Origin of the sequence: Streptomyces sp. NBC_01471, from assembly GCF_041438865.1 — a bacterium.
Lineage (GTDB): Bacteria > Actinomycetota > Actinomycetes > Streptomycetales > Streptomycetaceae > Streptomyces.
This window is the reverse complement of the sequence record NZ_CP109450.1, coordinates 684,300-710,785: the sequence shown is the minus strand read 5'-3', so window position 1 is coordinate 710,785 and position 26,486 is coordinate 684,300. Positions and strand designations below refer to the sequence as shown.

The window sequence follows — 26,486 nt, the reverse complement described above, 5'->3', positions numbered from 1 at the left end:
GTGTCCCGGCCGAGTCGCCGGTCCCGCTCTGCCTGCTGCTGCGGCGGGACCGGGCCGCGCGTCGGCCGGTCAGCCCAGGTGTACGGGCAGGGAGTCGACGCCGAAGACGGCGGAGTACTTGCGGAACGCGAGCTCCTCCGCCGGTACGGCCAGCGACATGTCCGGAAAGCGCCGCAGCAGGGCCGGGTAGGCCGCGCACAATTCCATACGGGCGAGTTCGGCGCCGATGCAGCGGTGGATGCCGTAGCCGAAGGCGACATGGGACGAGGACGGCCGGGCGGGGTCGAAGGTGTCCATGTGCGGGCCCAGGGACGCGTCCCGGTCGGCGCCGCTGAGGGAGCACAGCACCACGTCGCCGGCGGATATCCGGGTACCGGCTATCTCCATGTCCTCGCGGGCGAAGCGCGGGAAGGCGACCTGGACCACCGTGAGATAGCGCAACAGCTCCTCCACGAAGGGGCTCACGGCCGTCTCGTCGTCGCGGAGGGTCGCGAAGTGGGCCGGGTTCTGGAGGAGCACCAGGGTGCCCAGGGCGAGCATGCTGGCGGTGGTCTCCAGGCCGCCGGTCAGCACGCCGTCGGCGAGACCGGTCAGCTCCTCGTCGTCTATGGAGTCCCCGTGCTGCTTGATCAGCATGCCGAGCAGGCCGTCGCCCGGGTTCTCGCGCTGCTTCTTGACGATGTCGCGGAGGTAGGAGAGGGATTCGGAGATCGCGCCGAACGAGGCGTCGGCTCCGGCGAAGAGGTCGAAGCGGGTGGTGCCCAGGCGCTGGAAGTCCTCCCGGTCCTCGTACGGGACGCCGAGAAGTTCGCAGATGACGAGGGAGGGGATCGGCAGCGCGAAGGCCTGGACGAGGTCGACCGGGCCCGGTGTCCGCGCCATCTCGTCCAGCCGGTCATCCACGATCTCGTGGATGCGCGGGGTGAGCCTGGCGAGCCGGCGCATGGTGAACTCCGGCGTCAGCAGGCGGCGCAGCCGGGTGTGGACGGGCGGGTCGGAGAATCCGAGGCCGCCGGGGTGCTGGCCTCCGGTGACCCCGGCATTGCCTATCAGGTTGGTGAAGTCGTTACTGAAGCCCTTCGTGCGGCCCAGTACCGCCTTGCTCTCCTCGTACCCCGTGACCAGCCACACGTTCAGTCCGAGCGGTACGGACAGCTTGCTGATCGGTTCCCTGTCCCGCAGTTCGCCGAGGTCGGCCACCGGGTCGAGGCCGGTACGCCGCAGCGGCATGAGGGTCGCCTCGGGGAGCAGCGCCGCCTGGGACAGGTCGAACCCCTTCTTGCGGATGTTCGCCAGATAGCGGCGGCCCAGCCAGGTGGTCATACGTGAACGGATATTCGTCATGCGCGCAATACTGCCCGGACTCCATGTGCGGGCGTTCCGCAGCCCCGATGCCCGGCCGGCTCCGTGACATCGGGGAAGCCGGTCGGGGCGCGTCATGACAGCAGCATAATTTTCGTCCGTGCGTACGAACCCTCATACCAGAGCGGGACGCTCGGCGCTCAAGTTCCGCAACTAGACGTCGAGCGACACGGCGTGGCGACTACTGTGAGTGGCTGCTGATCAACAGGGAGACGCGTCAGGCGAGTTGCATTCCCTGTCGGTGAGCCCTGGTATCCCACGTACCGAGGAAGCTGATGTCTCAACTTCGCGCACCTGAAGCGCGGAACGACCGGCCGGAAGGCGGACGGCACGGCCGGACGGGCAACCGCCCTGCCTCTCGGCCGGGCCCTTCCCCGGCTCCGTCCGCCCGCCGCTCGCGGTCCGTGCCGCCGACGCCCGAGGCCCGCATACGGCCTCAGCTTCTGCGTACCGCCATTCTTCCCACCGTCGTGGCGGCGCTGAGCGGCACCGCGGCCGTGGTGTACACGATCCACTCCGCCGGGGTCCACCCCTCGGCGTCGCTGCGGGGGGTGCTGGCCGGGTGCGCCGCGCTCGCGGCGGCCGCCATGGCCGCCGCCGCGCTGGGCGCCGACCGGATCACCAGGACCGTGCTCGACCGGTGCAACGCGCTCCGCCGCTCCAGCGTGCGCGGCCAGGCCGACCTGCGGACCGTGGTCGACCGGCTCAGCAGGGGGGAGGCGCCGCCCGGCGGACGGGGCGGTACGACCGGGCCGTCCCGGGGCGACGCCTTCGACCTGCTCGCCCTGGAGATGAGCCGGGCGCAGGAGGCCGCCGTGGAGTCCGTGGTCCGGGCCGCGCGCATCGCGGGGCCCGCCGTGACCACGGTCGACGAACAGAAGGTCGAGGTCTTCGTCAATCTCGCCCGGCGCCTCCAGTCGCTGGTGCACCGGGAGATCCAGCTGCTCGACGAGCTGGAGAACCAGGTCGAGGATCCCGAACTGCTCAAGGGGCTCTTCCAGGTCGACCACCTGGCCACCCGGATCCGCCGGCACGCGGAGAACCTCGCGGTGCTCGGCGGCGCGATCTCCCGGCGCCAGTGGTCCAACCCGGTCTCGCTCACCGAGGTGATGCGCTCCGCCGTCGCGGAGGTCGAGCAGTACCCGCGCGTCAAACTGGTGCCGCCGGTCGACGGAACACTGCGCGGTCACGCCGTCGCCGACGTCATCCACCTGCTGGCGGAACTGGTCGAGAACGCCACGGTGTTCTCCGCCCCGCACACCCAGGTCCTGCTGCGCGCCCAGCACGTCACCGCCGGACTCGCCGTCGAGGTCGAGGACCGGGGCCTCGGTATGTCCGTCACCGAGACGGACCGGATGAACGCCCTGCTCGCCGAGCCCGACCAGGTCAATGTGGGCCATCTGCTCCAGGACGGACGGATCGGCCTGTACGTCGTCGCCGCCCTGGCCCGCCGACACGGCGTCTCGGTCCGGCTCCAGGCCAATATCTACGGCGGAGTGCAGGCCGTACTCGTCCTGCCCGCGGCTCTGCTCGGCGCCGACGAGACGGGGCTCCAGACGGCGGCGGCCGGACGTACCCCCCAGGCTCCGCAGGTCACGCAGACCCACCACGTCCCGCAGGTCCACCACGAGCCGCACGTCCACCACGACTCGCACGCCCACCAGGCCGCGCCGCCCGTGCCCGAGCCGGAGGCCGAATCGGTTCACCTGCCGCTCTCCCCGCCGCTGCCCGTACGGGAGCCGGAGGCCGAGCGGCCCAATCCTGCCGCGGCCCTCCCGGGTGCCCACTACGGACCACCGCCGGTCGCCGGAGCGTTGACCGACAGCCCGCGGTACGACACCGGGCCCGGTCCGCTGCTCACCCCCGCGGACCGGCCCGATCTGCCCCGGCGCCGGAGCCAGCAGAATCTGGTGCCCCAGCTCAAGGACGTCCCCGCACCCCGGACGGACGAGGAGCACCCGGCCGTCCACGATCCGGGCCTGATGGCGGCCTTCCAGCGCGGCATCAGCCTCGCCGAGGCGCAGCCCCGGAGGCAGGACACCGGCCGGCCGCCGCACCGTGACGACGGTTTCCACGACGACATCTCCAACGACATCTCCGACGACTTCTCCAACGACTTCTCCAAGGAGGAGATGCACCATGGCGAGTGAAGCGCCGACCTCGCACGTGTCCGATCTCGACTGGCTGCTGAGCGGCCTGGTCCAGCGCGTCCCATTCACCCGCAACGCCGTCCTGCTCTCCGCCGACGGGCTGGTGAAGTCCGTGCACGGCCTCGACGCCGACAGCGCCGACCACATGGCGGCCCTCGCCTCCGGCCTGTACTCGCTCGGCCGCAGCGCCGGAGCGCGCTTCGGCGACAGCGGGGAGGTCCGGCAGGTGGTGGTCGAGCTGGACTCCACCCTGCTGTTCGTCTCCACCGCCGGTTCGGGCACCTGTCTCGCCGTACTGGCCGGGCGTGAGACGGACGCTGCGGTACTCGGGTACGAGATGGCCATGCTGGTGAAGAGCGTGCGGCCCTATCTGGTGACACCGGCCCGCAGCCGGGTCGGCGCATCGAGCGCCACGGGGCGCTGAACGTGCCGTTCCAGCAGGACAGCCCCTGGCTGGACGAGGCGGCCGGCCGGCTGATCCGTCCGTACGCCGTGAGCAACGGCCGCACCCGCCCCACAGCGCACCTGGACCTGCTCTCCCAGGTCATGGCGACCGGGCTGCCGCTCCCGGCCCACCTCGGGCCCGAACACGCGCAGACACTCGGGCTGAGCGAGCGGCCCACTTCGGTGGCGGAGATCGCGGCCCATCTGCGGCTGCCCGTCGTCATCGCCAAAGTGCTGCTCTCGGACCTGATGGACAGCGGGGCGGTCACCACGCGGGCGCCCCGCCCCGACGAAGACCCCACCGACCTTTCCTTGCTGGAGGCAGTGCTCGATGGCCTACGACGACGGCTCTGATCTCTTCCCCACCGCGCTGAAGATCCTGGTCGCAGGCGGTTTCGGGGTCGGCAAGACGACCTTCGTGGGAGCGGTCAGCGAGATCTCACCGCTGAGCACGGAGGAGATGCTCACCCAGGCCGGTGAGCAGACGGACAGCCTGGAAGGCGTCGAGTCCAAATCCACGACCACCGTCGCCATGGACTTCGGCCGGATCACCCTCGACCCGCAGCATGTGCTCTACCTCTTCGGCACACCCGGCCAGGAGCGCTTCTGGTTCCTGTGGGACGAACTCTCCGCGGGCGCGCTCGGCGCCGTGGTGCTCGCCGACACCCGCCGCCTCGCCGATTGCTTCGGTGCGATCGACTTCTTCGAGCAGCGGGGCATCGGATTCGTCATCGCCGTCAATGAGTTCGACGGCGCGTTCCGCTACGGGGAGGACGAGGTCAGGGCGGCGCTCGACCTCCGGGCGGACATCCCCGTGGTGCTGTGCGACGCCCGTATCGCCAGTTCGGGCATCCGCACCCTGGTCACTCTCGTAGGCCATCTGCTCGACACCGCACCGGAGGCCGGTCCGGCAACGGGCCCGGCGCCGGATCCGGTCACCTCCCAGGGAGTCCACCCATGATGTACGACCCGACAGGGCGGCTCCTGCTGACCCCCGTCGACCGGGACGCGGCCGTCCGGGGCCGGCGGCTGCGCAGACTCGGCCTGGGGCAGCACCCCGACCCGGTCTTCGACGAGTTCGCCCGGCGGCTCGCCGAGGCGACCGGGGCGCCGTACTCCCTGGTCAACTTCATCGACGAGAACCGGCAGTTCTTCGCCGGACTGCACACCCCGGCCGGGACGCACTCGGGCAGCGATCTGAGCGCGGTGGCCGCGGCCTGTGGGATCAACCGTGTCATGGCCCGCGACCACGGCTACTGCCCGCACGTGGTGGCCCGCCGCAAGGCGCTCGTCCTGGAGGACGTCTGCGACTACCCGAGGTTCGCCGGGAATCCGGTGGTGGACGAGATCGGCATCCGTTCGTATCTGGGCGCGCCCCTGATCGACCGTACGGACACCGCCCTCGGTGCGGTGTGCGTCGTGGACACCGTGCCGAGGCAGTGGGGGCTCGCCGGTCTGGAGACCATCAAAGCGGCGGCGGCCGAGCTGGTCGCACAGATTCACCACCGGGAGGACGGCGGGATCTGACGGCGCGGCCGCGGTCGAGGGGTGGGACGGCCCCGGTCAGGCGGTCACGGCCGTGCCGTCCGGAAACACCACCTCGACCGAGCCGTCCGTGACCGCCACCGAGACCGACTCCTGGAGCGCCCCGGGGTGCACCGTGTCCCGCGAGAGGGCGACCAGGCTCACGTGCACGCTCCGGCCGCCGGGGTGCCCGGCGCGGCTCAGACACGGCGTCGCGGAGTGCGGGCCGTACGCGTTGGCCTGCACGTCGCGCGCGACCGCCGCCTCCGCCAGGTCCCAGCCGTACAGCCCCACGAGTGCACTGGTCAGGCCGTCCGCCGTCCGGGTCAGCGCCCATCCGGCGCCCTCATCGGACCACGGGCGTTCCTGATGGGCCACCGGATGGCCGCCCTCGCGTACGGTCACGCCCTGTGCGGCGTCCACCCGGTGCACCCGGATCTCCCAGGGCCCGTGCAGCACACTGGTTGTCTCGACCCGGACCCCCGCGTCCTCGTACCAGGAGGACGCGGTCCGCCCCTCGCAGGCCAGCCGGTTGACGCGCCGCCGCCGTGACGGCACGCCGTCCGGGCCGATCACCGCGAGATGGTTGTCCACGGCCCGCTCCCGTGCGTGCGGCGCCGACTCGGGCGCGGTCGCCGTGGAGTAGCCGAACGTGGCGTAGTGCGGGTCGTCCTCCGCATCGCCCTGCGGCGGGTTGTGGTCGCTCCCGTGGTTGACGAGCCGCACGATGCCGTCGTGCCGGGTCCCGTGCAGCAGCCAGCCGGGTGCGGGCAGCGCCGTGTACTGGTCCGACTCCTCAAGGGGCAGGGCCTGTTCATGCGCCGTCCAGGTGGGGTGGTCGGCCGGCAGCAGCAGCCCCAGGAAACCCTTGGACGCCCAGTAGGGCGAGGCGGGCCCCGAGTACGGCTGGGTGGTGGGCAGGAACGTGTCGTACCAGCCCAGCGTGAGCAGCCCCCGCTCGTCGGGCACCCCGCGCTCCGCGAAGTGCCGCATGGTGCCCGACGCGAGGCGCCGGGTACGGCCGGGGGAGAGCGGGGTGCAGTCGGCCAGCGCGCCCATCCAGACCGGGGCGAGCGCCGCGTACCGGTAGGTGAGGGAGCGGCCCTGGTGCACGGGTGCACCGTCCGTGCCGAAGAAGTGCTGGTAGCCGTCCAGGAACTGGCCGAGCCGCTCACGGTAGACCTTGGTGCGCCCGGTCTCCGGATCCGCACCGGCGATCCGGGACCAGAGCAGCGGGTACAGATGGAGCGCCCAGCCGATGTAGTAGTCGAAGTTCTGCCCGTCGCCGTCGGTGTACCAGCCGTCGCCGACGTACCAGTCCTCGATCCGGTCGAGCCCGCCGTCGATGTCGGACTGGCTGTACGGGGCGCCGACCGAGGCGAGGAACTGCTCGGACACCACCTGGAAGAGCCGCCAGTTGTTGTCCCAGGTGCGGCTGGACACGAAGCCGGAGAACCAGTCGACGACCCGCTCCTGGACCCGGGTGTCGAGCCTGTCCCAGATCCAGGGGCGGGTCTCGTGCAGCGCTACTGCGACCGACGCGGCCTCCACCATCTGCTGGGAGCACTCGGTGAGCCTCGGCCAGGCCTCGCGCGACGCCGGATCGGTGCCGGTGGCCAGGCCCTGCGCGTAGCGCTCCACGAGACGCGGATCCGCTCCGTCGCCCGCCCCCGCGATACGGAACGCGGCCAGCAGGAAGGAGCGCGCGAACCCTTCGAGACCGTCCGACACCACCCCCGACCAACTGCCGCGCCCCGGCAGCCGGTACTGCGCGAAACCGGGGGTCGCGTACGGCACGAGCGCGTCGAGGAGACGGTCGGCGAGCGTCTCCCAGTGGGCGCGGGTCCACCCGGTGCGCGAGGAGAGGAGCCGGTCGGTCGGAGGGAGGTGGAGGAAGGGCGGGGTCATCCGGGTACTGCTCCTGAGCTGTGGGAAGGGGGCCGGCGGGCTGCGGGCCCGCCGGCCCCTGGAGGGCGGGGCGTCAGCGGAGTTCGGCGGTGTGCGTATGACCGCGCGAACCGGCCACCGTGATCGTCAGCACCGGGCGGCGCCCGGTGTTGACGATCACCGTGTCGTCGGCGCGGACCACCTCCCGCACGCGGAAGGGCAGTTCCAGCTTCAGCGTGAGCTGGTCGTGTCCGGGGTCGGCGACGGCGACCGAGAAGCCGCCGCCGTGCCTGCGCAGCAGGACCGACGCCGGGCCGCTGGAGGTGAGACCGGAGGCGGTACCCGCCTGCCAGAAGGTGGCCGCGGTCAGCCCGGTCCTGGCCACCTCGATCAGGTGCACGGTGGCGTTGTTCGCCACGATCCGCACCGGCCGGGTGTGCGCCTGGACCGCGGTGGCGGCCGGGGACGCACCGGGCAGCAGGACGTAAGCGTACGAGGCGTCGGTGGGGGAGACCCCGTGGTCGAGCCAGAGCGTCGCGTACGGGCGGGTGACCGGGGTGGTGGAACCGGCGGTGTCCGCTCCGGTGTCCAGATCGCTCCAGCGACCGGTGCGCTCCTCGCGCAGCGCGTGAAGCGGGGTGCCCGGCGACGGGAACACATAGCCGCCCACACCGTCCAGATGGGCCCAGCGGGCGCCGTGGAACGTCCTGCTCCAGCCCTGGTCCGACGGCTGGCGCGCACCGTCGACGGTGAGCCGCCGGTCGCCGGACGTGTGCAGATTGCGGTTCTCCACGACGGTCTCGACCGTGCGGCCGTCGCTCGCGGTGATGCCGGAGCCGAGCGCGATCACCGCGTTGTCGACGAGGAACCACGACTTGCGGGCGCGCAGCGTGCTGCCCTGCGCCGCCAGTTCCATGGCGGCCGCTCCGTACCGTCCGCCGAGGACCGCGCCGCCCGCGATGCTGTTACCCGGCAGATAGGTCCCGGTACCCGAGCCGGTCGTGATGTCCGCGCGCCGCCGGGTGTCCACGGTGGTGCCGGGCAGCCGGTAGGGGTCGACGGTCGGCCAGAAGCCGTCGCCGAACTGCCCGAGGTCGTCGCCGGTGTAGAGGTACGCCATGCCGTCACCGGTGTACCAGCCGTGCAGGTTCTCGCCGTTGCCCCCCTCATAGGCGGCGATGCGCTTCGACGAGAGGGAGAGCGCCAGGGACCAGGCCGGCCGCCGGTGCACCACCCGGTCCATGTCCGCGAAGACATGGTGACCCGTCACCCGGTCCGCCGCGACGACGCTCCGGTCCGCGAGCAGCTCCTTGGCGAGCGCGACCTGCGGTATTCCGACAAGGCCGAGGTACGGGTCGGTCCGGTTGCGCTCGATCCAGCCCTTGACCGTGGCCCGCCAGCCGTCGGCGACGGAGGCGGGCGCGGCGCTCGCCAGCAGCAGAACCGCCGATACGGCGGCCGCGCCGTCGGTGTGGTCGGCGGCCCGCTCGCGCGAGATCGCCCGCCCGCGCACCGCGTCCATCATCAGCCCGTCGAAGATCACCGGCGAGAAGGTCCCCGTGACCGCCTCGTACATCACGGAGATCTGCGGATCGCTGACCGCCCAGGGCGAGCCGGCGAGCAGCGCGCTCATGTACGCGGCCCCGGCGAGCAGCACCGCTCCGTACGAACCGGTGTACGCGACGGCGTCGTGCTGGACGAACGAGCCGTCCGCGTAGAAGCCGTCGCCCGAAGTGACCGTCTGGAAGAGGCTGTTGAGCCCCTTGTCGCGTACGTCGGAGAGCCCGTCGCGGGCCAGCGCGACCTTCGCCGAGTCCTGGGCGAGCAGCCCGTGCAGCGCGACGATCACGGACTTGTCCGCCCGGTTGGCGCCGGTCTCGGCCAGAGTCGGGGAGTTGGTGCGGCGGTCCGGATTCGGGGCGAACTTCTCGACGCTCGCCAGGTGGGCCGCCAGGTCGGCGGCGGGGATCCGCGTCCTGAGGAGCACACAGCAGTCCAGCAGGGCGCGCGGCGCTCCGATCTCCCAGAACCACCAGTTGCCGCTTTCGCGCTTGCCGGGGTTGTACGCCGTGTCGTGCAGGAAGCGCAGCGCGGACACCAGCGCGTCCGCCACCTCGTCGCTCCCGCTCAGCGCCGCACCGGAGGTGGCCCAGGCGGTGGCGAGGGTACGCAGCCGGGTGTAGCTCTGGCTGAACATCCCCGGGTCGGTCACCGGGACGTAGTCCGGCCAGAGCGCGGTGCGTGCGGCAGTGCGGTCCAGCCGCTTCCAGAAGTCGGCCGCAGAGGCGTCCAGCGTGGCCAGCGCGGCGGCGAAGTCGGGGTCGGAAGAGTCGAACGCACCCCCGGTGATGAGCTGTTCGGCACGGGACAGCGCCGTCTCGTAGGCGTCGGCCGGGTCGGCCGCGTCGGTCGTCCGGGCATCACCGGAGGCCTGGGCGGTGCGTTCGGCGGCTCGCGCCGTACCCGCGCCCACGGCCCCCGTGACGACCGGGACGGCGACCGATGCGGCCCCGGCTGCCAGGAGCGTTCTCCTGCTGAGGGCGGAATGGGACTGGTCCATGGCGGTTCCCTTCGGTTCCGGAGTCGGACGCACGGCGTCAGTCGCTCAGCGAGCTGGGGTCGACGGGCGGACGGGGCAGCCGCAGCGCGGCGATCTCGGCGACCCCGGCGGCATCGACGGGGAAGGCCCACTTCCGTACGAAGAAGTCCGTCAGGTCGTATCCCGACACCCGGCTGGCGTAGGTGGCGAGCGCCCGGTACTGCCTGGCTTCCACGGCCGGGTCGTGGTCGTAGTCCTCGACCGGCGCGTCGTGCTGGTGCTCGGTGCGGACCAGCTGGTGCAGCCTCGGCCAGAAGTCGTCGCCGAAGGCCAGTTCCAGCTGGCGCAGTGGGACGAGCTGCTCGTACGGGCCGAACGTCGTCTCGTACGCGATGCCGGGCGTGCCGACCTTGGGCGCCGCCGACTGGAACCAGTTGAGCCCGGTCGTCGCGTCCCTGGTGAGCAGGTTGGACGGCTGGCCCAGGGTGCGCTGGGCGGCCAGCGAGTAGATGTTGACGGTGACCTCGGTGAGCCCGCCCGCCTGGTAGGCGGCCTGCTGATTGAGGTGGCCCAGCTCGTGGTAGAGCCCCCAGCCCCGGGTGCGCAGCCCCTGGACCGTGCACAGGCGGTCCATGTAGGCGCGGGGGAAGCCGTTGAAGCCGTGCCAGGCGTAGGCGCCGACCCCCTTGGGGACGATGCTCACCTCGTTGAAGTGGTAGCGGCCCGCCTTGGGCCGGTTCAGCGGCGTGGAGCCGTCCAGGCCGCTGATTCTGTTGTGCGAGTCGATGATGGTGTCGAAGAGCCGCAGCAGCGCCGCGTGGTCCTCACCGCGGTAGAGCAGTGCGCCCTCGCGGGTCAGCGTCAGGATGGTGTGCCCGGTGGTGAGCTCCACCCAGGGCACATCGGTGATGCTGTCCAGCTGCCGCTGGAAGTCCGCCTCGGAGGTGCGCCCCAGCTCGAAACCGGCCATCCGCGCGGTACCGGAGACGAAGGTGACGGCCGCCCGCCGGCCGTGGCCGGCGAAGCTCAGATACAGCGGGCCGCCGTACACGTCGGAGACGGTGTTGAGCCCGGCCCGCAGCGGGAACACCCGGGGGGCCTTCAGGTCGGGGTTCGTGTTGTAGTCGTCGAAGGTGCCGATGTGCAGGACGGGCAGCGCCCCGTGCCCCGCACGGATCCGCACCGTGACCTGAGCGCCGGGGGCGGCATAGCGGCCGGTGGGGATGAACTCGCTGGCGCGCAGGGACCGGTCGAGCCGCAGCCGCTCGGTCTCCGCGCCGGGGAACGCCTCGATCAGCAGCGTGCTGCTGCCCTCCCGAGCGGCGTGGGATGCGGGGGAGGCATGGGCCGTGCGGGAACGGCCGTCCGCCGCAGCGCTTCCGGAGCCCAGCAGCGTGACGGCTCCGGCGCCCGCCAGCGCGGCGAGCGCGGAGCGGCGGCTGACCGAGGAGGCGGTGAGGGGCAGGTGGGCAGGGCGCATCCGGACTCCCAGGGGGCAGAGGTGGTGGAGTGGCGTACGAACTGCGCGTCAGCATGTAAGCGGTTGCTATCAACCCGCAAGAGGATCGGGGAAGTTACTGTCTTTTACTATGGCCAACTGCGGACAGGCCGTAAGCAAGCGGTCACGCCCGGCGGCCGCGGGCCGGCGGCGGAGCCACCGAGTCGCGTACGACGAGATGGGTACCGAGCCGCACGGTCCCGGTGGCCGGCTCCCGCCACTCGTCCTCGTCACCCCCGGGCACCGCGAGCCGTACGGCCTGGCGCCCCATCTCCTCCAGCGGGATGTGGACGGTCGTCAGCCGGGGCCGCAGCTCCTGTGCCACCGGAATGTCGTCGTACCCCGCGAGTGACATGTCCTGCGGCACCCGGACGCCGGCTTCCTCCAGGGCCTGGGCCGCCCCCGCGGCGACGTTGTCGTTCGCCGCGAAGACCGCAGTGAAGTCCGGCCCCTCGCGCAGGAGTTCGGACAGCCTGCGGCGTCCGAAGGCACGGCTGAACGACCCGAGCTGCTCCAGTGCTGGATCGCGGGACACACCGCGCCGCTCCAGCGCGCGGCGGTGCCCGGCGAGCCGGTCGCGAGTGGTCGAGAGGTCCGGTGGGCCGCCGAGGTAGAGGATCCGCTCGTGGCCCTGCGTCAGCAGATGGTCGGTGATGGCGAAGGCGCCGCCCTCGTTGTCGTACTCGACGGCCGCGCCGCGCGCCTCCTCGCCGAGCGACGGCCGCCCGCACAGGACCAGCTTCGATCCGCCGGACTCCAGGTCGCGGGCCCGGCGGCCCAGTTCGGCGGAGTGCGCGCGATTGGCGACGCTGCCGCCGACGACGACCACGGCGTCGGCGCGCCGCTCGTGCATCAGCTCGATGAAGGCCAGCTCCCGCTTGGGGTCGCCCTGGGTGCAGCAGACCAGGCAGAGCCGTCCGCCGAGGCTCGCCTCCCGCTCCACACCGCGGGCGATGTAGGCGTAGAACGGGTCGATCAGCTCGTTGACGATGATGCCGACCGTGCGCCCCGACACCCCGGCCAGCGCGCGGGCGTGCGCGTTGACGACATAGCCCAGCTCGCGCATCGCCTCCTCGACCCGCTCCCGGGTCGCCGTGGCCACCGGGTAGTTGCGGTTGAGCACGCGGGAGACGGTCGCGGTCGACACCCCCGCCAGCCGTGCCACGTCCGTGACGGTCGCGCGTCGTCGGCTGTCGGCTGCCGAGGTCTGGCGGCGCATCCGTCCCACCCCCTGGTTGTCGTCCTGTGCCGCTGAGCTTATGGCCTGCGGGGCGGGGCCGTTCATGCGATCCGCTCCAAGTCGGCCAGGTGGACGGGGTGATTGAAGGGCAGCCCGCCGGCGTAGCGGCACAGTTCGTCCACGGCGAGCGCCCCGAGCCTGCCGACCTCGTTGCCCTGGGCGCCCGCCATGTGCGGGGTGATGAACACGTTCGGCAGGTCCCACAGCGGGTGCCCCGGGGGAAGCGGCTCGGGGTCGGTCACATCGAGTACGGCGTCGAGCCGCCCGCTGACCAGGTGCCCGGTGAGCGCCTCGGTGTCGACCAGGCGCCCGCGTGCCGTGTTGACCAGCAGGGTGCCGGGGCGCATCAGTCCGATCCGCCGGGCGTCGAGGAGGTGCCGGGTCACGGGTGTGTCCGGCGCGTGCACGGTCACCACGTCACTGGTGGCCATCAGGGTGTCGAGATCGGTGGAGACGGCCCCCAGCAACCCGGCCTCGGCGGAGCTGACATAGGGGTCGTACAGCAGGACGTCGGCGTCGAGCACCCGGAGCAGTTCGATCACCCGTCGGCCGATCCGGGAGGCGCCGATGACGCCGATGGTCAGGCCGTGCGTACCGATCCAGTGCTGCCGGTCGAGGTCGGCGGCGGTGCGGTGGGTGCGGCGCTCACGGAAGAGCTGGGCGAACGGGAAGGCGCGCTTGGCACCCATGATGATGGCCGCCAGGGTGAATTCCGCGACCGGCACCGCGTTGGCGTCGGCCGCCGACGACACGGCGATCCCGCGTTCGTACGCCTCGGGGGCGAGGAACGTCTTGACGGTGCCCGCCGCGTGGATGACGGCCCGCAGCCTCGGTGCCCGCTCCAGCAGTCCCGCGTCGATGGGCGGGCAGCCCCAGCCGGTGAGCAGCACCTCGGCGCCGGCCAGCGCGGCGACGGCATCGGGAGAGCCGAACTCCCTGATGACGTAGGGCGGATGGAGATCGGCCGACTCCTCAAGACGGGAGCGCACCCGTGGCGGGAAGATGTCGTCGATCAGTCCGGGGTCCATGGCCAGTACGGTCCGGGGGCGCCGCGGGGGCGGGTCCGGCTCGTCCGTACCGGTCTGGGCCGGTGCCTCGTCGGTGGTTCGCACCCTGCCTCCGGACAGTAAACGCGTTCTATTGATGGGCGGCACGGTAGGGAGCCCAGACGTCAAACGTCAAGCGATCCGCGCGGCCATCTGCCCTATTTGCGCCGCTATTTGGTGACCTTTCCGGGCGATCCCTCTGGCAGAAACATCGCGTAACGCAGACGTTTCTGCCGATCTCTTGACGATGGGGTTAACCGCTTACTACGTTGCGGCGGCAGAAGGCTCGCTCTGCGCCACCCCAGCCGAACAGGACTGCACCATGGCTGAAACAGCACCTCCGATGCCGCTGGACAAGCGGCGCGGGAAGTCCAAAGCGCCATCCCCACCCCCCGTCGCCCAGCACCGGCTGTCCCTGTGGCAGCGGATCAAGCGCGACAAGGTGATGCTGCTGCTGACCCTGCCCGGACTGCTGTACTTCGTGGTGTTCCACTACATTCCGCTGCTCGGCTACATGGTCGCCTTTCAGGACTACCAGCCGTACCTCGGATACATGCACAGCGCGTGGACGGGCTTCGCCAACTTCTCCAGCGCCTTCGGCGACCCGGCCTTCTGGTCGGCGACCGTGAACACGGTGGAGATCGCCTTCGTGCAGCTGATCTTCTTCTTCCCGGTGCCGATCGCGCTCGCCCTGCTGCTCAACAGCATCGTCAGCGACAAGCTCCGCCGGTTCATCCAGAGCGTGGTCTATCTGCCGCACTTCATCGGCTGGGTCATCATCGTCTCGATCTTCCAGCAGGTCCTGGGCGGCGCCGGGCTGCTGCCCGACCTCCTCGGGGACCTGGGGCTGCCCCGCTACGACATGATGAGCGACCCGAACGCCTTCCCCTGGCTGATCGCCCTCCAGTCCATCTGGAAGGACGCGGGCTGGGGGACCATCATCATCCTCGCCGCGCTGCTGGGCATCGACAAGCAGCAGTACGAGGCGGCGGCCATCGACGGCGCGAACCGCTGGCGCCGGCTGTGGCACGTCACGCTGCCCGGCATCGCCCCGGTGATCATCCTGCTGCTGATCCTCAACCTCGGCCAGATCCTCTCCGTCGGCTTCGAGCAGATCCTGCTCCAGCGCGACGCGGTCGGCCCCGGCTCCGGTGAAGTGCTCGACACCTACGTCTACTACCACGGCATCAAGGACAACCAGTGGGGCATCTCGGCGGCTGTCGGCCTGGTGAAGGCAGTCGTGGGAACCGTCCTCGTCCTGGGCGCGAACAAGTTCGCCCACCGTCTCGGCCATGAAGGGGTGTACCGCGGTGCGGACAGCTGAGAAGTCACCGGCGAAAGCCCCCGTCACCGCGGCGCCCCTGGCGGCGGCGCCCGTGATCAGGCCCTCGGACGGCCGCCCGCCGTGGATGGAACGACCGACCCGTCTCGGTCTGACCGGCAAGGGCATCGTCCTGGTCCTCGTCGTGGTCGCCGTGGCCTACCCGCTGCTCGGTGTCATCGGCACGAGCTTCGCCTCGCAGACCGACATCATCAAGTCCACCGGCCTGGTCCTGTGGCCCGACCACCCGACGCTCGACGCGTACCGCACCATCTTCACGGGCGGCGTCGTGAGCCGGGCGCTCCTGGTGAGTGTGGGCATCACGGTCTTCGGCACCGCGGCCAGCCTGCTGGCCACCATCGGCATGGCGTACGGGCTCTCCCGCCGCAGTGTCACGGGCTCCCGCTTCATCCTGATGACGGCCCTGTTCACCATGCTCTTCAACGCCGGCATCATCCCGAACTTCCTGCTGGTCAACCAGCTCGGCCTGTACAACACCTACGCCGCTCTCGTCATCCCCACCCTGATGAGCGCCTTCAACCTGGTCGTGCTGCGCGCCTTCTTCATGAACCTGCCCGAGGAGCTGTACGACGCGGCGCGCGTCGACGGCGCCGGGGACTTCCGCATCCTGCTCCAGGTCGTCCTGCCGCTCTCCAAGGCGGTCATCGCGGTCGTCGGCCTCTTCTACGCCGTCGCGTACTGGAACGCCTTCTTCAACTCGCTGCTCTACCTCCAGGACTCGGACAAGTGGCCGCTGCCGATGGTGCTGCGCACCTTCGTCCTGCAGGGCCAGAGCCTCAGCGGCGCCGCGGCGGGCGAGAGCGTCGCCCCGCAGGAGGCCGTTCAGATGGGCGTCCTGGTGGTCGCCGTCGTACCGATCCTGCTCGTCTACCCGTTCGTCCAGCGCTACTTCACCAAGGGCGTGCTCACCGGCGCCATCAAGGGCTGAGTCCCGCCTCCGCCACCCCCCGGCCTTCCCTCCCTTCTCTCAAGGAGATGTCCGTGCCGAGCTCCACCCCGATCAACCGCAGAGCCCTCTTCCGGATGGGCGCGGGCCTCGGCCTCGGCCTCGCCGCGACCCCGCTGCTCGCCGCGTGCGGCGACGGCGGTACCGCGGCCAAGGCCGAGACCAAGAGCGCGAGCCTGCTCCCGGCCACCGCGGTGCGCAACATCGGCCTCAAGCCCGACCTGCCGGGCACGGCGGCGGGTGTGCCGCAGGCGTTCTACAGGTACCCGGCCAGCACGCCGCGCGCCACCAAGGGGCAGATCCTCAAGGGCGCGAAGCCGGTGTCCGCGGCGATGGAGACCTTCTCCCCGCCGCCGCCCGCGCGCGGCAAGAACGCGGCCTGGCAGGCGATCGAGAAGCTGCTCGGCGGGAAGGTCGACATCACCGCGGTCCCGACCGACGACTACTCGACCAAATTCACCACCATGGTCGCCAGCGACACCCTGCCGGACATCTTCATGTACCCGGAGACCGGCGGTGTCGACAACAAAGCCGCTTTCCTGGCGGCCAAGTGCGCCGACCTGACGCCGTTCCTGGCCGGTGAGAAGGTCAAGGACTACCCCAACCTGGCGGCCATCCCGCAGCCGGCCTGGCAGGGCGGCATCTTCGGCGGGAAGCTCTTCGGCATCCCGATCTCCCGGATGGGTACCGGCGGTGCGGGCTTCTACCGGCACGACCTGTTCGCCGAGGTCGGGATCTCCAGCCTGGACGAGATCAGCAGCCTCGACAGGTTCGTCGAGGTCTGCAAGGAGCTGACCCGCCCGAAGAAGGACCAGTACGCCATCATCGCGAGCGCCACCAACCTGCTCGCCATGTCGGCGGGGGCGCCCCTCTACTGGCGGATGGACCCGAAGACCGGCAAGTTCGTGACGGACCTGGAGACCGACGAGTTCCGCCTGGCGATCGAGACGGCGCGCAAGCTGTACAAGGCGGGCTGCTACTACCCGGGCACGATCGGTATGTCGGGTGCACAGAAGTCCCAGTACACCGACATGTTCAAGAACGGCAAGGGCGCCTACGTGTACGACGGGATGCCGTCGTACTACACGCCCAGCACCGGGTACGTGGCGGCGATGGCCTCCGTCGACAAGAAGTTCGACCCCCGGCCCATCACGCCGTTCAGCGACAAGGCCATCGCCTGGATGGACAACGTCGCGCTCCAGAACACGCACATCAAGAAGGCGTCCCCCGAGCGCGTCAAGCAGCTTCTGGCCCTCGCCGACTTCGCCGCGTCCCCCTTCGGGAGCGAGGAGTACACGCTGATGAACTACGGCGTCGAGGGCACCGACTTCACCCGCGACGCCAAGGGCAACCCGATCCTCACCAAGAAGGGCAGCCAGGACGTCACCGTCCCCTGGAAGATGCTCGCCTCCGCCGTCCCGGCCGTGTTCAGCACGGACACCGAGAAGGGCGTGCGGTACGTCCACGAGGCGTACGCGAAGATGATCCCGGTCATGGAGCAGGACCCGACCCTCAAGGTCTCCTCGCCCACCTGGGACTCCAAGGGCTACGGCAGCCTCTACACGCTCAAGCTCGACGGCCTCAAGGACATCGTCTCCGGCCGCAAGCCCATGTCGTACTACTCCCAGCTGACCAAGGAATACCTGTCGAAGGGCGCCGAACAGGCCCGCCACGAGTTCGAAGAGGCCGTCCAGAAGGGCAAGAAGTGACCACTCGGCGCACCGTCCTCCAGTTCGGCGGCGCGGCGGTGGCAGCCGCCGCGGCCGTACCCGTCCTCGGTACCCCCGCCCTCGCCCGCTCCTTCGATCCGGAGCCCGGCTCCAGCGGTGTGGGCGACCCGCTCTTCCCGACCCTCGGCAACGGCGGCTACCAGGTCACGCACTACGACCTGACCTTCGACTTCACCCCGGTGACCTACGACTTCACCGCGGCCGTGCGGATATCGGCGCGGGCCACCCAGGACCTGTCCGCCTTCAACCTGGACACCGACGGCCACACCATCGACGCGGTCGCCGTCGACGGCCACGCCGCCCCCTGGGAGCTCCTCGCCGGCAGCAGCGGCCAGGAGCTGACGGTCACCCCGGCCCACGCCCTGCACGACGGCCGGCCGTTCACCGTGGAGATCCGCTACCACGGCAACGGCAAGGCCAGGCGGCTAGGCCTCAACGGCTGGGTCTTCGGCAGCGAGGGCGGCTTCGCGTCCGCGGTGCAGTCCTCCCGCGCCGACACCTTCCTGCCCTGCAACGACACCCCGTCCAACAAGGCGACCTGGGCCTTCCACATCAGCGCCCCCCACGGCTATGTGGCCGCGGCCAACGGTGAGTTGCTGCACCGGACCCCGCGCGCCGACGGCTCGGCCGTCTGGCACTTCGCGCTCCGCGAGCGGATGCCCACCGAACTGCTCGGCATCGCGGTCGTCAAGGGCACCTATCTCTACGGCAGCAGCCACACCGGTCTGCCGCTGCGCCACATCGTGCCGCAGGGCCAGGAGGACACGTACGCGCCGATCGTCGCGCGTACCGCCGACCATCTGGCCTGGCTGGAGGCGAAGTTCGGGCGGTTCCCGTTCTCCACCTACGGGGTCCACATCTACGACGGCTACACCGACGCGCTGGAGAACCAGACCCTCACCCTGATGGGCACCAACTGGTTCAAGCCCAACGCCGACGGCGACCCGACCTACGAGAACACCATGGTCCACGAGCTGACCCACCAGTGGTTCGGAGACTCCGTCACCCCGCACGACTGGCAGCAGGCCTGGCTCAACGAAGGCCCTGCCACCTACTACGCCGCCGTGTACAGCGAGGAGCGCGGCTGGTCGGTCGTCGCGGACAAGATGAAGGCCGTCTACGGGACGCTGGACGCGGTCCGCGCCGCGGACGGCCCGCCCGGACTGCCCAAGGCGCTCGGCGGCGCCAACATCTACGACGGCGGGGCACTCGTCCTGTACGCGCTCAACCAGCAGATCGGGCAGCGCGCGTTCGACCGGGTCATGCGCGAGTGGGTCCGGCGCTTCAAGGACTCGACCTACACCAGCGAGAAGTTCATCAAGCACACCGTCGATGTCACCGGCGACCGCACCCTGGACCGTTTTCTGCGCGACTGGCTGTTCGGCGCCACCAATCCGCCGATGCCCGGCCACCCCGACTGGAAGGCTGCCGCATGAACCGCCGCACCACCCACCGCCCGGCCGCCCGGCGGATCGGCACCGCGCTCGCCGCCGTCGCCGCGCTGCTCGCGACCGCGCCGCTCGCACAGGCCGCCCGCCCCACGCACACCGACACGCTCTACGCGTCCCCGCACGGCGCCGGAGCGTCCTGCACCCACAGCCGCCCCTGCTCCCTGGACGGCGCCCGGGACAAGGCCCGCACACTGCACGGCCAGCACGCGACCGTGCAGCTCGCCGGTGGTACGTACACCCGCAGCGCGGCCCTGGAACTCACCGCGGCCGACTCCGGCACCACCTGGACCGCGGCGCCCGGCGCCCGCCCCGTCCTCTCCGGCGGCCGCACCGTCACCGGCTGGACGAAGACCTCCGGCGGGGCCTGGACCGCCCGGGTGCCCGATGGCATCACACCGCGCCAGCTCTTCGTCAACGGCGTCCGGGCCACCCCCGCCCGCGGTGAAGCCTGCGCCGCCAGTGTCTGCGACGCCACGAAGACCGGGATGACCGGCGCGAAGGCCACCGGGATCGCCGACTGGAAGCGCCCCACCGACGCCGAGGCCGTCATCAAGGTCCGCTGGCGCAACTACCACTGCCGGATCGCCGGGGTCAGCGGCGACACCATGACCTTCGCCCAGCCCTGCTGGACCAACTCGGCGAGCGGCACCGACCGCACCGGACCCGCCTGGGACTCCACGACGGTCGATTCCACACGCTACCCGGGCGTCGCCTTCTTCGAGAACGCGCCCGAACTCCTCGACCAGCCGGGCGAGTTCGTCCACGACTCGGCCACGCACACGGTCACATACCTGCCGCGCAAGGGCGAGGACATGCGGCGCGCCACGGCCGTCACGCCCGCCACCGAGCACCTGATGACGGTCGACGGTGCGCACGACGTCAGCGTCCGGGGGATCGGCTTCGCGTACGCCGCCTACCACCAGCCTGACACCGACGAGGGCTACGCCGGCATGCAGGCCGGACTCACCCTCACCGGCGCCACCGGGCCCGTCGACCACTCCGGCCGCTACTACACCAAGCCGTCGGCCGCGCTCACCGTGCACGGCGGCCGTCATGTCACCGTCGACGGGGCGGCGTTCACCCATCTCGGCGGCGCCGGCGCGATCCTCGAAGCCGGTACCAAGGACTCCGGGATCACCCGTTCCGACTTCACCGACCTGTCGTCGGGCGCCGCGTACATCGGCGACACCGATCCGATGCCCGCGCCCGGACTGGCGGGTGAGCGCAACACGTTCGCCCACAACACGGTCACGCGCGCCGCCGTCGAGTACACGGACGCGGCCGCGGTCTGGGCGGGTTACGAAGCCGGACTCACGATCGACCACAACTCGCTGGACCAGCTTCCCTACTCCGGCATCTCGGTCGGCTGGGGCTGGAACCAGCCCGACTCGCAGAAGTCGGTGCTGCGCGACAACAGGATCACGGACAACCGCATCACCAACGTCATGCGGGTCAAGGACGCCCAGCACGACGGCGGCGCGATCTACACGCAGGGCGCCCAGCCCGGCACGGTGGTCTCCGGGAACTACATCAACCGCTCCGCGTACGGCAACACCGAGCGCGACGGCAACGGCATCTACCTCGACGAGCAGTCCTCGTACATCACCGTCGAGAACAACGTCCTGACCCGGCTCGGCTACAAGTGGGTCTCCAACTGGGCCGATTACGGAATCCAGAACACCGCCCGCGGAAACTGGACCGACACCGACACGCCCCCCATCGCGGGAACCGGCTCGACCATGAGCGACAACCACACCCGCCTGGAACAGCTCCCCGCCCCCGCACTGCGGATCGCCGCCGCGGCGGGCGCGCACCGCGCCCCCGTCGAGCAGCTCAGCCCCGACCTGGCCCGAACCGGCACCGCGACCCAGTCGTCCACCAACGGGGCCGCCGCCGCACTCGCCGTCGACGGAGACACCTCCACCGACACCCGGACGCTCTCCGAGCAGGGCGCCTGGTGGCAGGTGGACCTGGGGTCGGTGCACCATGTCGGGCAGATCGAGATCTGGAACGACGCGTCCACCACGACGTCCGGCTTCGACGTCCGCACGGACCACCGGACCGTCCACGTCGCAGGCAAGGCGCTGCGGCCCACCGTGCTGGACCTGAACACCGCCACGCGGTACGTGAGGATCCAGCTCACCGGGACCGGACGGGTCGGTCTCGCCCAGGTCGCCGTCCACCCGTAGGCTGCCGCAGTTCTCAGCCCACGAGACTCAGCTCCACCCGCACCAGCGAAGGAAACCCATGTCCGACCTCCGTATCGGCGTCCTCGGCTACGGCCTGCGCGGCAGCATCGCCCGCACAGCCCACCGCCCCGGAGCCGGCTCGCGCGTCACCGCACTCGCCGACCCCGACCCGGCAGCCCGTACGGAGGCGGCCACGGCCTTCCCCGGCGCCCTGATCTCCTCCGCCCACCACAAGGTCGTCGAGGACCCCGACGTCGACGCGGTCCTGGTCCTCACCCCCGACCACACCCACGCCGACCTGGCCTGCGAGGCGCTGCGCGCGGGCAAGCCGGTCTTCGTGGAGAAGCCCCTCGACATCACGGTCGAGCGGTGCGACGAGATCCTGCGCACCGCGTACGAGACCGGTACCCGCCTCTACATCGGCCACAACATGCGCCACATGCCGGTCGTCCGGCTGATGCGCGACCTGATCGCGGCCGGCACGATCGGCGAGGTCAAGACCGTCTGGGTCCGGCACTTCGTCGGGTACGGCGGCGACTGGTACTTCAAGGACTGGCACGCCGAGCGGAAGTACACCACCGGACTGCTGCTCCAGAAGGCGGCCCACGACATCGACGTGCTGCACTGGCTGGCGGGCGGCTACGCCCGCGACGTCCAGGCCATGGGCGACCTGATGGTCTACGGCGACAACCCGCACCGCCGCGAGCCCGGTGAGCCCAAGGCCGCCGACTGGTACACCAAGGACGGACACTGGCCGCCGCACACCCAGCGCGCCCTCAACCCCGTCATCGACATCGAGGACGTCTCCCTGCTGAACATGCGCCTGGACAACGGGGTGCTGGCCGCCTACCAGCAGTGCCACTTCACCCCCGACTACTGGCGCAACTACACCGTCATCGGCGACGCGGGCCGGCTGGAGAACTTCGGCGACGGGCCGGGCAGCACGGTGAAGGTCTGGAACACCCGCCGCTCCCCCTACCGGGAGGACGCCGACGAGACCCACGCCGTGCCGGAGGCACAGGACGAGGCGGGCCACGGCGGCGCCGACCCGCTGCTCATGGACGAGTTCCTGCGGTTCGTGCGCGAGGGCGGCCGCACCGACACCTCGCCGGTCGCCGCCCGGATGGCCGTCGCGGCCGGGGTCCGGGCCACGGACTCGCTCCGGGACGGCGGGACCCCGCGCCGGGTCACTCCGCTGGATCCGGCGCTCGCCGACTACTTCGAGCGCGGCCAGCAGCGCACGGGGTGAGCGCCGGGGTGCCGCCGGACCGCCGCTCGCGGCCCGGCGGCGGCCTCACCCCTGCGGCGTGAGGGACCCGGCCAGGAATCCGCCGATGCTCCGGTGCAGCGAGGCGGCGTCCAGGCCGTGTGCGGCGACATGCTCCTCGATCTGTCCGTACCGCCTCAGCTCCTGCCGTCCGACCCCGAGACCGAGGACCCGGTGCGGCCGGTCGGCCAGGGCATCGTTCGTGGCGGCCGTCGACGTACCGGCCAGATACGGCTCGACCAGCACCACATCGGCCCGGCCGGGAGCGTCGGTGGCCCGGCGGAGTGCGGCGCCGTCGAAGGGCCGCACGGTCGTCGCGTACAGCACGGTGACGTCCATCCCCTCCGTGGCCGCCAGAACCGCGTCGAGCATCGGCCCGACCGCGATCACCACCCCGCCGTGTCCCTCCCGCACCGTGCGGAACCCGCCTCCGGTGACCGGCTGCGGCCGCTGATTCGCCTGCAGCGACAGCCGTACGTACACCCGGTCGTCCCCGCGCACGGCGTGGCGCAGCAGGGCCTCCGCCTCGTCGGGGTGGCCCGGCACATGCACGGTCCAGCCGTCGAGCGTGTCGAGGAGCGCCACGTCGCCCGGCGACATGTGGGTGAAACCGCCGGCCGGCCAGTCGTACGAGCCCCCGGCGCTCACCAGCACGGCGCCCAGTCCCTGGTGGCCGAGGTCCAGCTTGACCTGCTCGAAGGGGCGCTCGACCAGGAAACTGGCGAAGGTGTGCACGACGGGGCGCATCCCGGTCAGGGCCATCCCGGCACCCGCACCGATCAGCAGCTGCTCCCGGATCCCCACATTGACCACCCGGTCGGGGTGGGCGCGTGCGGCGTCGGCGAATCCGTCGCGGGTGATCTCGGCCAGTACGACGGCGAGCCGAGGGTCCTCGTCCAGCAGCCGCGACGTGGTGGCGGCGAAGCGCTCACGCATGTTGTCCATGACAAATCCCTTTCTGGTGGTTCCGCTCAGGCGTTCTTGGGCTCGACCCGGGCGACCACGGCGTGCGGCCGGCCCGGGTGCGGTGCGGTGAAGGCCGCGTACAGCTGTTCGTGGTCCCGCCCGTCGACGGTCCGGACCGACCACCCGCCCGCTTCGAAACGGGCCGCGATCCCGCCGGGGGAGCCGTAGCTGGCGGAGGCGTTGTCGATCACCAGGGTGTGCAGCTGGTCCAGGCCGGCGGGTCCCGCGTAGGCGATGGCCTCGTGCACCGAGCCCTCGTCCAGTTCGGCGTCCCCGATCAGTACCCACACCCGCGGCTCGGTGAGCTGCTGCGCCCGGAGCCCGAGCACCGTGCCGACGCCGAGCGGGAGGCCGTGGCCGAGCGATCCGCTGCCGATCTCGGCACCGGGCACGCGCAGCCGGTCGGGGTGGTGGCCGAGCGGTGAGTCGTACGAGCCGAAGCCCGCCAGCAGCTCCTCGGGGAAGTACCCCTTCGCCGCGAGGACCGCGTAGTACGCCATGGGGCCGTGCCCCTTGGAGAGCAGGAAGCGGTCCCGGCCGGGCGCTGAGACCGTCTGTGGCGTGACCCGCAGCACCCGGTCGTAGAGCACCCACAGCGCGTCCAGGGTCGAGGTCGCCGCCGGCCCGTGCTTCTCGTCACCGGTCATGAGAGCCATCAGCCGGTTCAGGTCTGTGTTCATGCGGCCGACGATCCAACATCAAGCGCCCTTGAGGTCAAACCGAACGGCCGGGAAAGGGGTTCGTGACCACCGGCTGAAGTGCGGTATTGTTTCGGTGCGCGTTCGGCCGGGCAAACCCGGGGCCGGATCGGGCATCGGGACGTGGCGCAGCTTGGTAGCGCACTTGACTGGGGGTCAAGGGGTCGCAGGTTCAAATCCTGTCGTCCCGACTCGTGAGAGTCGTAGGTCAGGGGCCGTTTCAGAGCAATCTGAAACGGCCCCTTGATCGTTTTTGGGGACCCGGTCGGGGGCCGGCTCCCTCAGATAACTCCGCCCGTAGTCGCCTGTGGCGGCACGCTTCAGCGCTGGTGAGGCGGGAGCGGCCGGTCTGCGGTTCCGGACGTGGTCAAAGGCGCCGGAGCGGGGCGAGGACGCCCGACGGGGGCCTTGAGGCCGGCGGGCCGTGGTCGCGCGGACCGTCGGCGTGAATGCCGGGGGAGACGAACGTGTGTCCCAGGGTGTACGTCTTGATCCACCGGATGACTCCGGCAGGCCCGGGCGGACGCCGACCAGCCCGACCGCCGGGGAATTTCCTGGTTGCCGACTCGACGGGCCGGTTACGACCTGCTCCCGGCCCGTGATGGGAGCGGGTCGGGCAACGTCGCTGCGGGGGCGTCCGCGAGTGCCCGTATCACCGCTGTTGATGCCGAGCCGGGGATGGTGGAGCTGGCCGCGAGGTCGGTGCCGTCGGCCGGTTGACCACCGTGGGCGCGCCGTAGCGGACGCCTGTCGCCGGGGCGGGTGCCACAGCTTTGCGGAATGGTCGTGGAACATCGACGACGGTCTCGCGGCGTTCCTGGCGATCGCAGTACTTCGCCCCGCAGAGTCGGTGCTCGGCGGGGCGAAGTACTGGCTGGTGCGAGGTGCGAACCCGCGCCCCGACCGGTGTCAGGCCCCGCAGAGCGGCGCCGTCCGCAGGTACCCGCCGAGGTTCTCGTCGTCGGTGCCGAGGAGGGCGTCGGCGGATCCGGGCAGACACTCCACCCCCTCGATCTTGTGCCGCGGGAACGTCTGGAGCACCTTCGGGGAGGCTGCGAGTGTGACCCCTGCCCGGCCGGCGGCCGACACGGTCACCCGGCCCGCGTCGCTCACCGCGGAGTCGAACGGGCCGTCGTCTCCCTCGTCCGTCGCCGAACTCACGATGATCCGGCCGGAGTCGGTCACCGAGATGTCGGAGATGTGCCTCACCGCGTCCCCGGCCGGGTACGCGGCCCGGTAGGTCCGGTGGGTCACGCTGCCGAACTGCGGCTGACCGTAATCATCGAAGGTGAAGGGCGCCGCGTACAGCGTGGCGGGACGGTCCTGGCCGGCTCCGCGGTCGGCCCACAGGGCGGCGAGATGTCCGTTCCGGGCCACGAGCGCGATGCTCTCGAAGTTGTCGCCCCCGCCGATCGCCGGGAGGGGTGTGTAGTCGAGGACCTTGGCCTTGGAACCGCTGACCTCGAGGTGGTAGACGATGCCCCGGCTGGCGAGGGCCAGGTACTCCGAGGGCTTCTGGGGGACGGCTTCGATGGCCTCCAGGTCGACGGGTTCCGGTCCGTCCCAGGTGACCGGAGTGACGCTGTCGGAGCCCTTCTTGTCGGTGATCCTGGACAGGCGCCGCTGCCCGGTGTCCTTGTTGTCGTGCACGATCAGTGCGCGCACCCCGGCCCCGTGCGGGGTGCGGCCTTCGTACGCGATACCGCTGACACCGCTGCGGGCGTCGCTGCCCACCTTCTGCCATCCGTCGGCCGCGCCGGCGGGGGCGGTGCCAAGTGCCGTCAGCACCGCGGCCGCCGCTACGAGCCCGGCTGTGCGCTGCAACTTGGGGAGTTTCACTGGGGGTCGCTCGCCTTCCTCTCCGGCAGACGCGAGGTCACGCGCCTGGTGTCAGAGTATTGATCATGAAGCAGCCCGGAGGAGGGTGCCTCCCCGGGAGCTGCCGCCACCCTCACGCACACCGGACCCCGCCACGGCACCAACGGCAGCCCGCTGACGCTCTCCGCCGCCCGCGCCGACGATCTCGGTATCCCCGTCGCGGGCAAGACCCTGCACTTCCGCGTCGGGTCGGGCGACGCCGCACAGTCCTGCGACGGTAGACGAATACGACGGGCGACGCCCGGTGCACCATCAACCCACTCCGCCGGCAGCCCACTTCGGTCCCGGTCGCGGTGAGCTTCGCCCTCGGTACGGGTGCCCCGGGCTTC

Annotated in this window: 21 protein-coding genes and 1 tRNA gene; 13 read left to right on the top strand and 9 right to left on the bottom strand. The window is 71.0% G+C overall.

Translation table 11 applies throughout. The annotated features are described in order from the left end of the window. Positions 1–69: 69 nt before the first annotated feature. Entirely contained in the window at positions 70–1,344 is a 1,275-nt protein-coding gene (locus OG285_RS03070) for a cytochrome P450 (RefSeq protein WP_371790084.1), read from the bottom strand. A 488-nt stretch (positions 1,345–1,832) separates the two neighbouring features. Between OG285_RS03070 and OG285_RS03065 the strand changes: the two genes are divergently transcribed. The 5 genes from OG285_RS03065 to OG285_RS03045 are packed head-to-tail and all read left to right on the top strand — an operon-like array spanning position 1,833 to position 5,483. Next, positions 1,833–3,512, top strand: a complete 1,680-nt coding sequence (locus OG285_RS03065; protein WP_371790083.1) for an ATP-binding protein — start codon at positions 1,833–1,835, stop codon at positions 3,510–3,512. Further along, positions 3,502–3,936 (top strand): roadblock/LC7 domain-containing protein, encoded by a 435-nt coding sequence (locus OG285_RS03060; protein WP_356831724.1) that lies wholly within the window; start codon positions 3,502–3,504, stop codon positions 3,934–3,936. The genes OG285_RS03065 and OG285_RS03060 overlap by 11 nt, the downstream gene beginning before the upstream one ends. 2 nt (positions 3,937–3,938) lie before the next feature. Continuing rightward, a complete protein-coding gene (locus OG285_RS03055; RefSeq protein WP_356831722.1) occupies positions 3,939–4,310 on the top strand; it encodes a DUF742 domain-containing protein in 372 nt (123 codons plus the stop codon). After that, positions 4,288–4,917, top strand: a complete 630-nt coding sequence (locus OG285_RS03050) for an ATP/GTP-binding protein (RefSeq protein ID WP_356831720.1) — start codon at positions 4,288–4,290, stop codon at positions 4,915–4,917. Before OG285_RS03055 ends, OG285_RS03050 begins: the two co-directional genes overlap by 23 nt. Next, positions 4,914–5,483 carry a GAF domain-containing protein gene (locus OG285_RS03045; RefSeq protein ID WP_356831718.1) on the top strand — a complete coding sequence of 190 codons (570 nt, stop codon included), beginning with the start codon at positions 4,914–4,916 and terminating at the stop codon, positions 5,481–5,483. Before OG285_RS03050 ends, OG285_RS03045 begins: the two co-directional genes overlap by 4 nt. 36 nt (positions 5,484–5,519) lie before the next feature. Here the strand turns inward: OG285_RS03045 and OG285_RS03040 are convergent, their stop codons facing one another. From OG285_RS03040 to OG285_RS03020, 5 genes are all read right to left on the bottom strand, one after another. Continuing rightward, positions 5,520–7,388 carry a DUF2264 domain-containing protein gene (locus OG285_RS03040; protein WP_371790082.1) on the bottom strand — a complete coding sequence of 623 codons (1,869 nt, stop codon included), beginning with the start codon at positions 7,386–7,388 and terminating at the stop codon, positions 5,520–5,522. 73 nt (positions 7,389–7,461) lie between these two features. Continuing rightward, positions 7,462–9,927, bottom strand: a complete 2,466-nt coding sequence (locus OG285_RS03035) for a polysaccharide lyase 8 family protein (RefSeq protein WP_371790081.1) — start codon at positions 9,925–9,927, stop codon at positions 7,462–7,464. A gap of 37 nt (positions 9,928–9,964) precedes the next feature. Next, complete coding sequence (locus tag OG285_RS03030) at positions 9,965–11,386, bottom strand: M60 family metallopeptidase (RefSeq protein WP_371790080.1); 1,422 nt, start codon at positions 11,384–11,386, stop codon at positions 9,965–9,967. Between the two features lie 142 nt (positions 11,387–11,528). Further along, on the bottom strand, positions 11,529–12,623 hold the full coding sequence (locus OG285_RS03025) for a LacI family DNA-binding transcriptional regulator (protein ID WP_356831758.1): 1,095 nt from the start codon (positions 12,621–12,623) through the stop codon (positions 11,529–11,531). A 62-nt stretch (positions 12,624–12,685) separates the two neighbouring features. Further along, positions 12,686–13,672: a hydroxyacid dehydrogenase gene (locus OG285_RS03020; protein ID WP_356831756.1), complete on the bottom strand. Its 987-nt coding sequence runs from the start codon at positions 13,670–13,672 to the stop codon at positions 12,686–12,688. A gap of 340 nt (positions 13,673–14,012) precedes the next feature. Between OG285_RS03020 and OG285_RS03015 the strand changes: the two genes are divergently transcribed. The 6 genes from OG285_RS03015 to OG285_RS02990 all read left to right on the top strand — a co-directional run bounded on the left by OG285_RS03015 (position 14,013) and on the right by OG285_RS02990 (position 22,597). Beyond that, positions 14,013–15,014, top strand: a complete 1,002-nt coding sequence (locus OG285_RS03015; protein ID WP_356831710.1) for an ABC transporter permease subunit — start codon at positions 14,013–14,015, stop codon at positions 15,012–15,014. Between the two features lie 85 nt (positions 15,015–15,099). After that, positions 15,100–15,960 (top strand): carbohydrate ABC transporter permease, encoded by an 861-nt coding sequence (locus OG285_RS03010; RefSeq protein WP_356831754.1) that lies wholly within the window; start codon positions 15,100–15,102, stop codon positions 15,958–15,960. Between the two features lie 53 nt (positions 15,961–16,013). Beyond that, positions 16,014–17,687: an extracellular solute-binding protein gene (locus OG285_RS03005; RefSeq protein WP_371790079.1), complete on the top strand. Its 1,674-nt coding sequence runs from the start codon at positions 16,014–16,016 to the stop codon at positions 17,685–17,687. Beyond that, the gene (locus OG285_RS03000; RefSeq protein WP_371790078.1) at positions 17,684–19,144 is read left to right on the top strand and encodes a M1 family metallopeptidase; all 1,461 of its coding nucleotides are present in this window, start codon (positions 17,684–17,686) and stop codon (positions 19,142–19,144) included. Before OG285_RS03005 ends, OG285_RS03000 begins: the two co-directional genes overlap by 4 nt. Then, positions 19,141–21,348, top strand: a complete 2,208-nt coding sequence (locus tag OG285_RS02995) for a right-handed parallel beta-helix repeat-containing protein (RefSeq protein WP_371790077.1) — start codon at positions 19,141–19,143, stop codon at positions 21,346–21,348. Before OG285_RS03000 ends, OG285_RS02995 begins: the two co-directional genes overlap by 4 nt. A gap of 58 nt (positions 21,349–21,406) precedes the next feature. Next, a complete protein-coding gene (locus OG285_RS02990) occupies positions 21,407–22,597 on the top strand; it encodes a Gfo/Idh/MocA family oxidoreductase (RefSeq protein ID WP_356831702.1) in 1,191 nt (396 codons plus the stop codon). Between the two features lie 45 nt (positions 22,598–22,642). Here the strand turns inward: OG285_RS02990 and OG285_RS02985 are convergent, their stop codons facing one another. Next, positions 22,643–23,560, bottom strand: a complete 918-nt coding sequence (locus OG285_RS02985) for a transketolase family protein (RefSeq protein WP_371790076.1) — start codon at positions 23,558–23,560, stop codon at positions 22,643–22,645. 26 nt (positions 23,561–23,586) lie between these two features. Then, positions 23,587–24,261 (bottom strand): transketolase, encoded by a 675-nt coding sequence (locus OG285_RS02980; protein ID WP_356831698.1) that lies wholly within the window; start codon positions 24,259–24,261, stop codon positions 23,587–23,589. A 135-nt stretch (positions 24,262–24,396) separates the two neighbouring features. Between OG285_RS02980 and OG285_RS02975 the strand changes: the two genes are divergently transcribed. Next, positions 24,397–24,470 (top strand) — tRNA-Pro (locus OG285_RS02975). A 367-nt stretch (positions 24,471–24,837) separates the two neighbouring features. Beyond that, entirely contained in the window at positions 24,838–24,999 is a 162-nt protein-coding gene (locus OG285_RS02970) for a hypothetical protein (RefSeq protein WP_371790075.1), read from the top strand. Between the two features lie 189 nt (positions 25,000–25,188). Here the strand turns inward: OG285_RS02970 and OG285_RS02965 are convergent, their stop codons facing one another. Continuing rightward, positions 25,189–26,103, bottom strand: coding sequence for a hypothetical protein (locus OG285_RS02965; protein WP_371790074.1), 915 nt, complete (start codon positions 26,101–26,103; stop codon positions 25,189–25,191). Between the last annotated feature and the right edge of the window lie 383 nt (positions 26,104–26,486).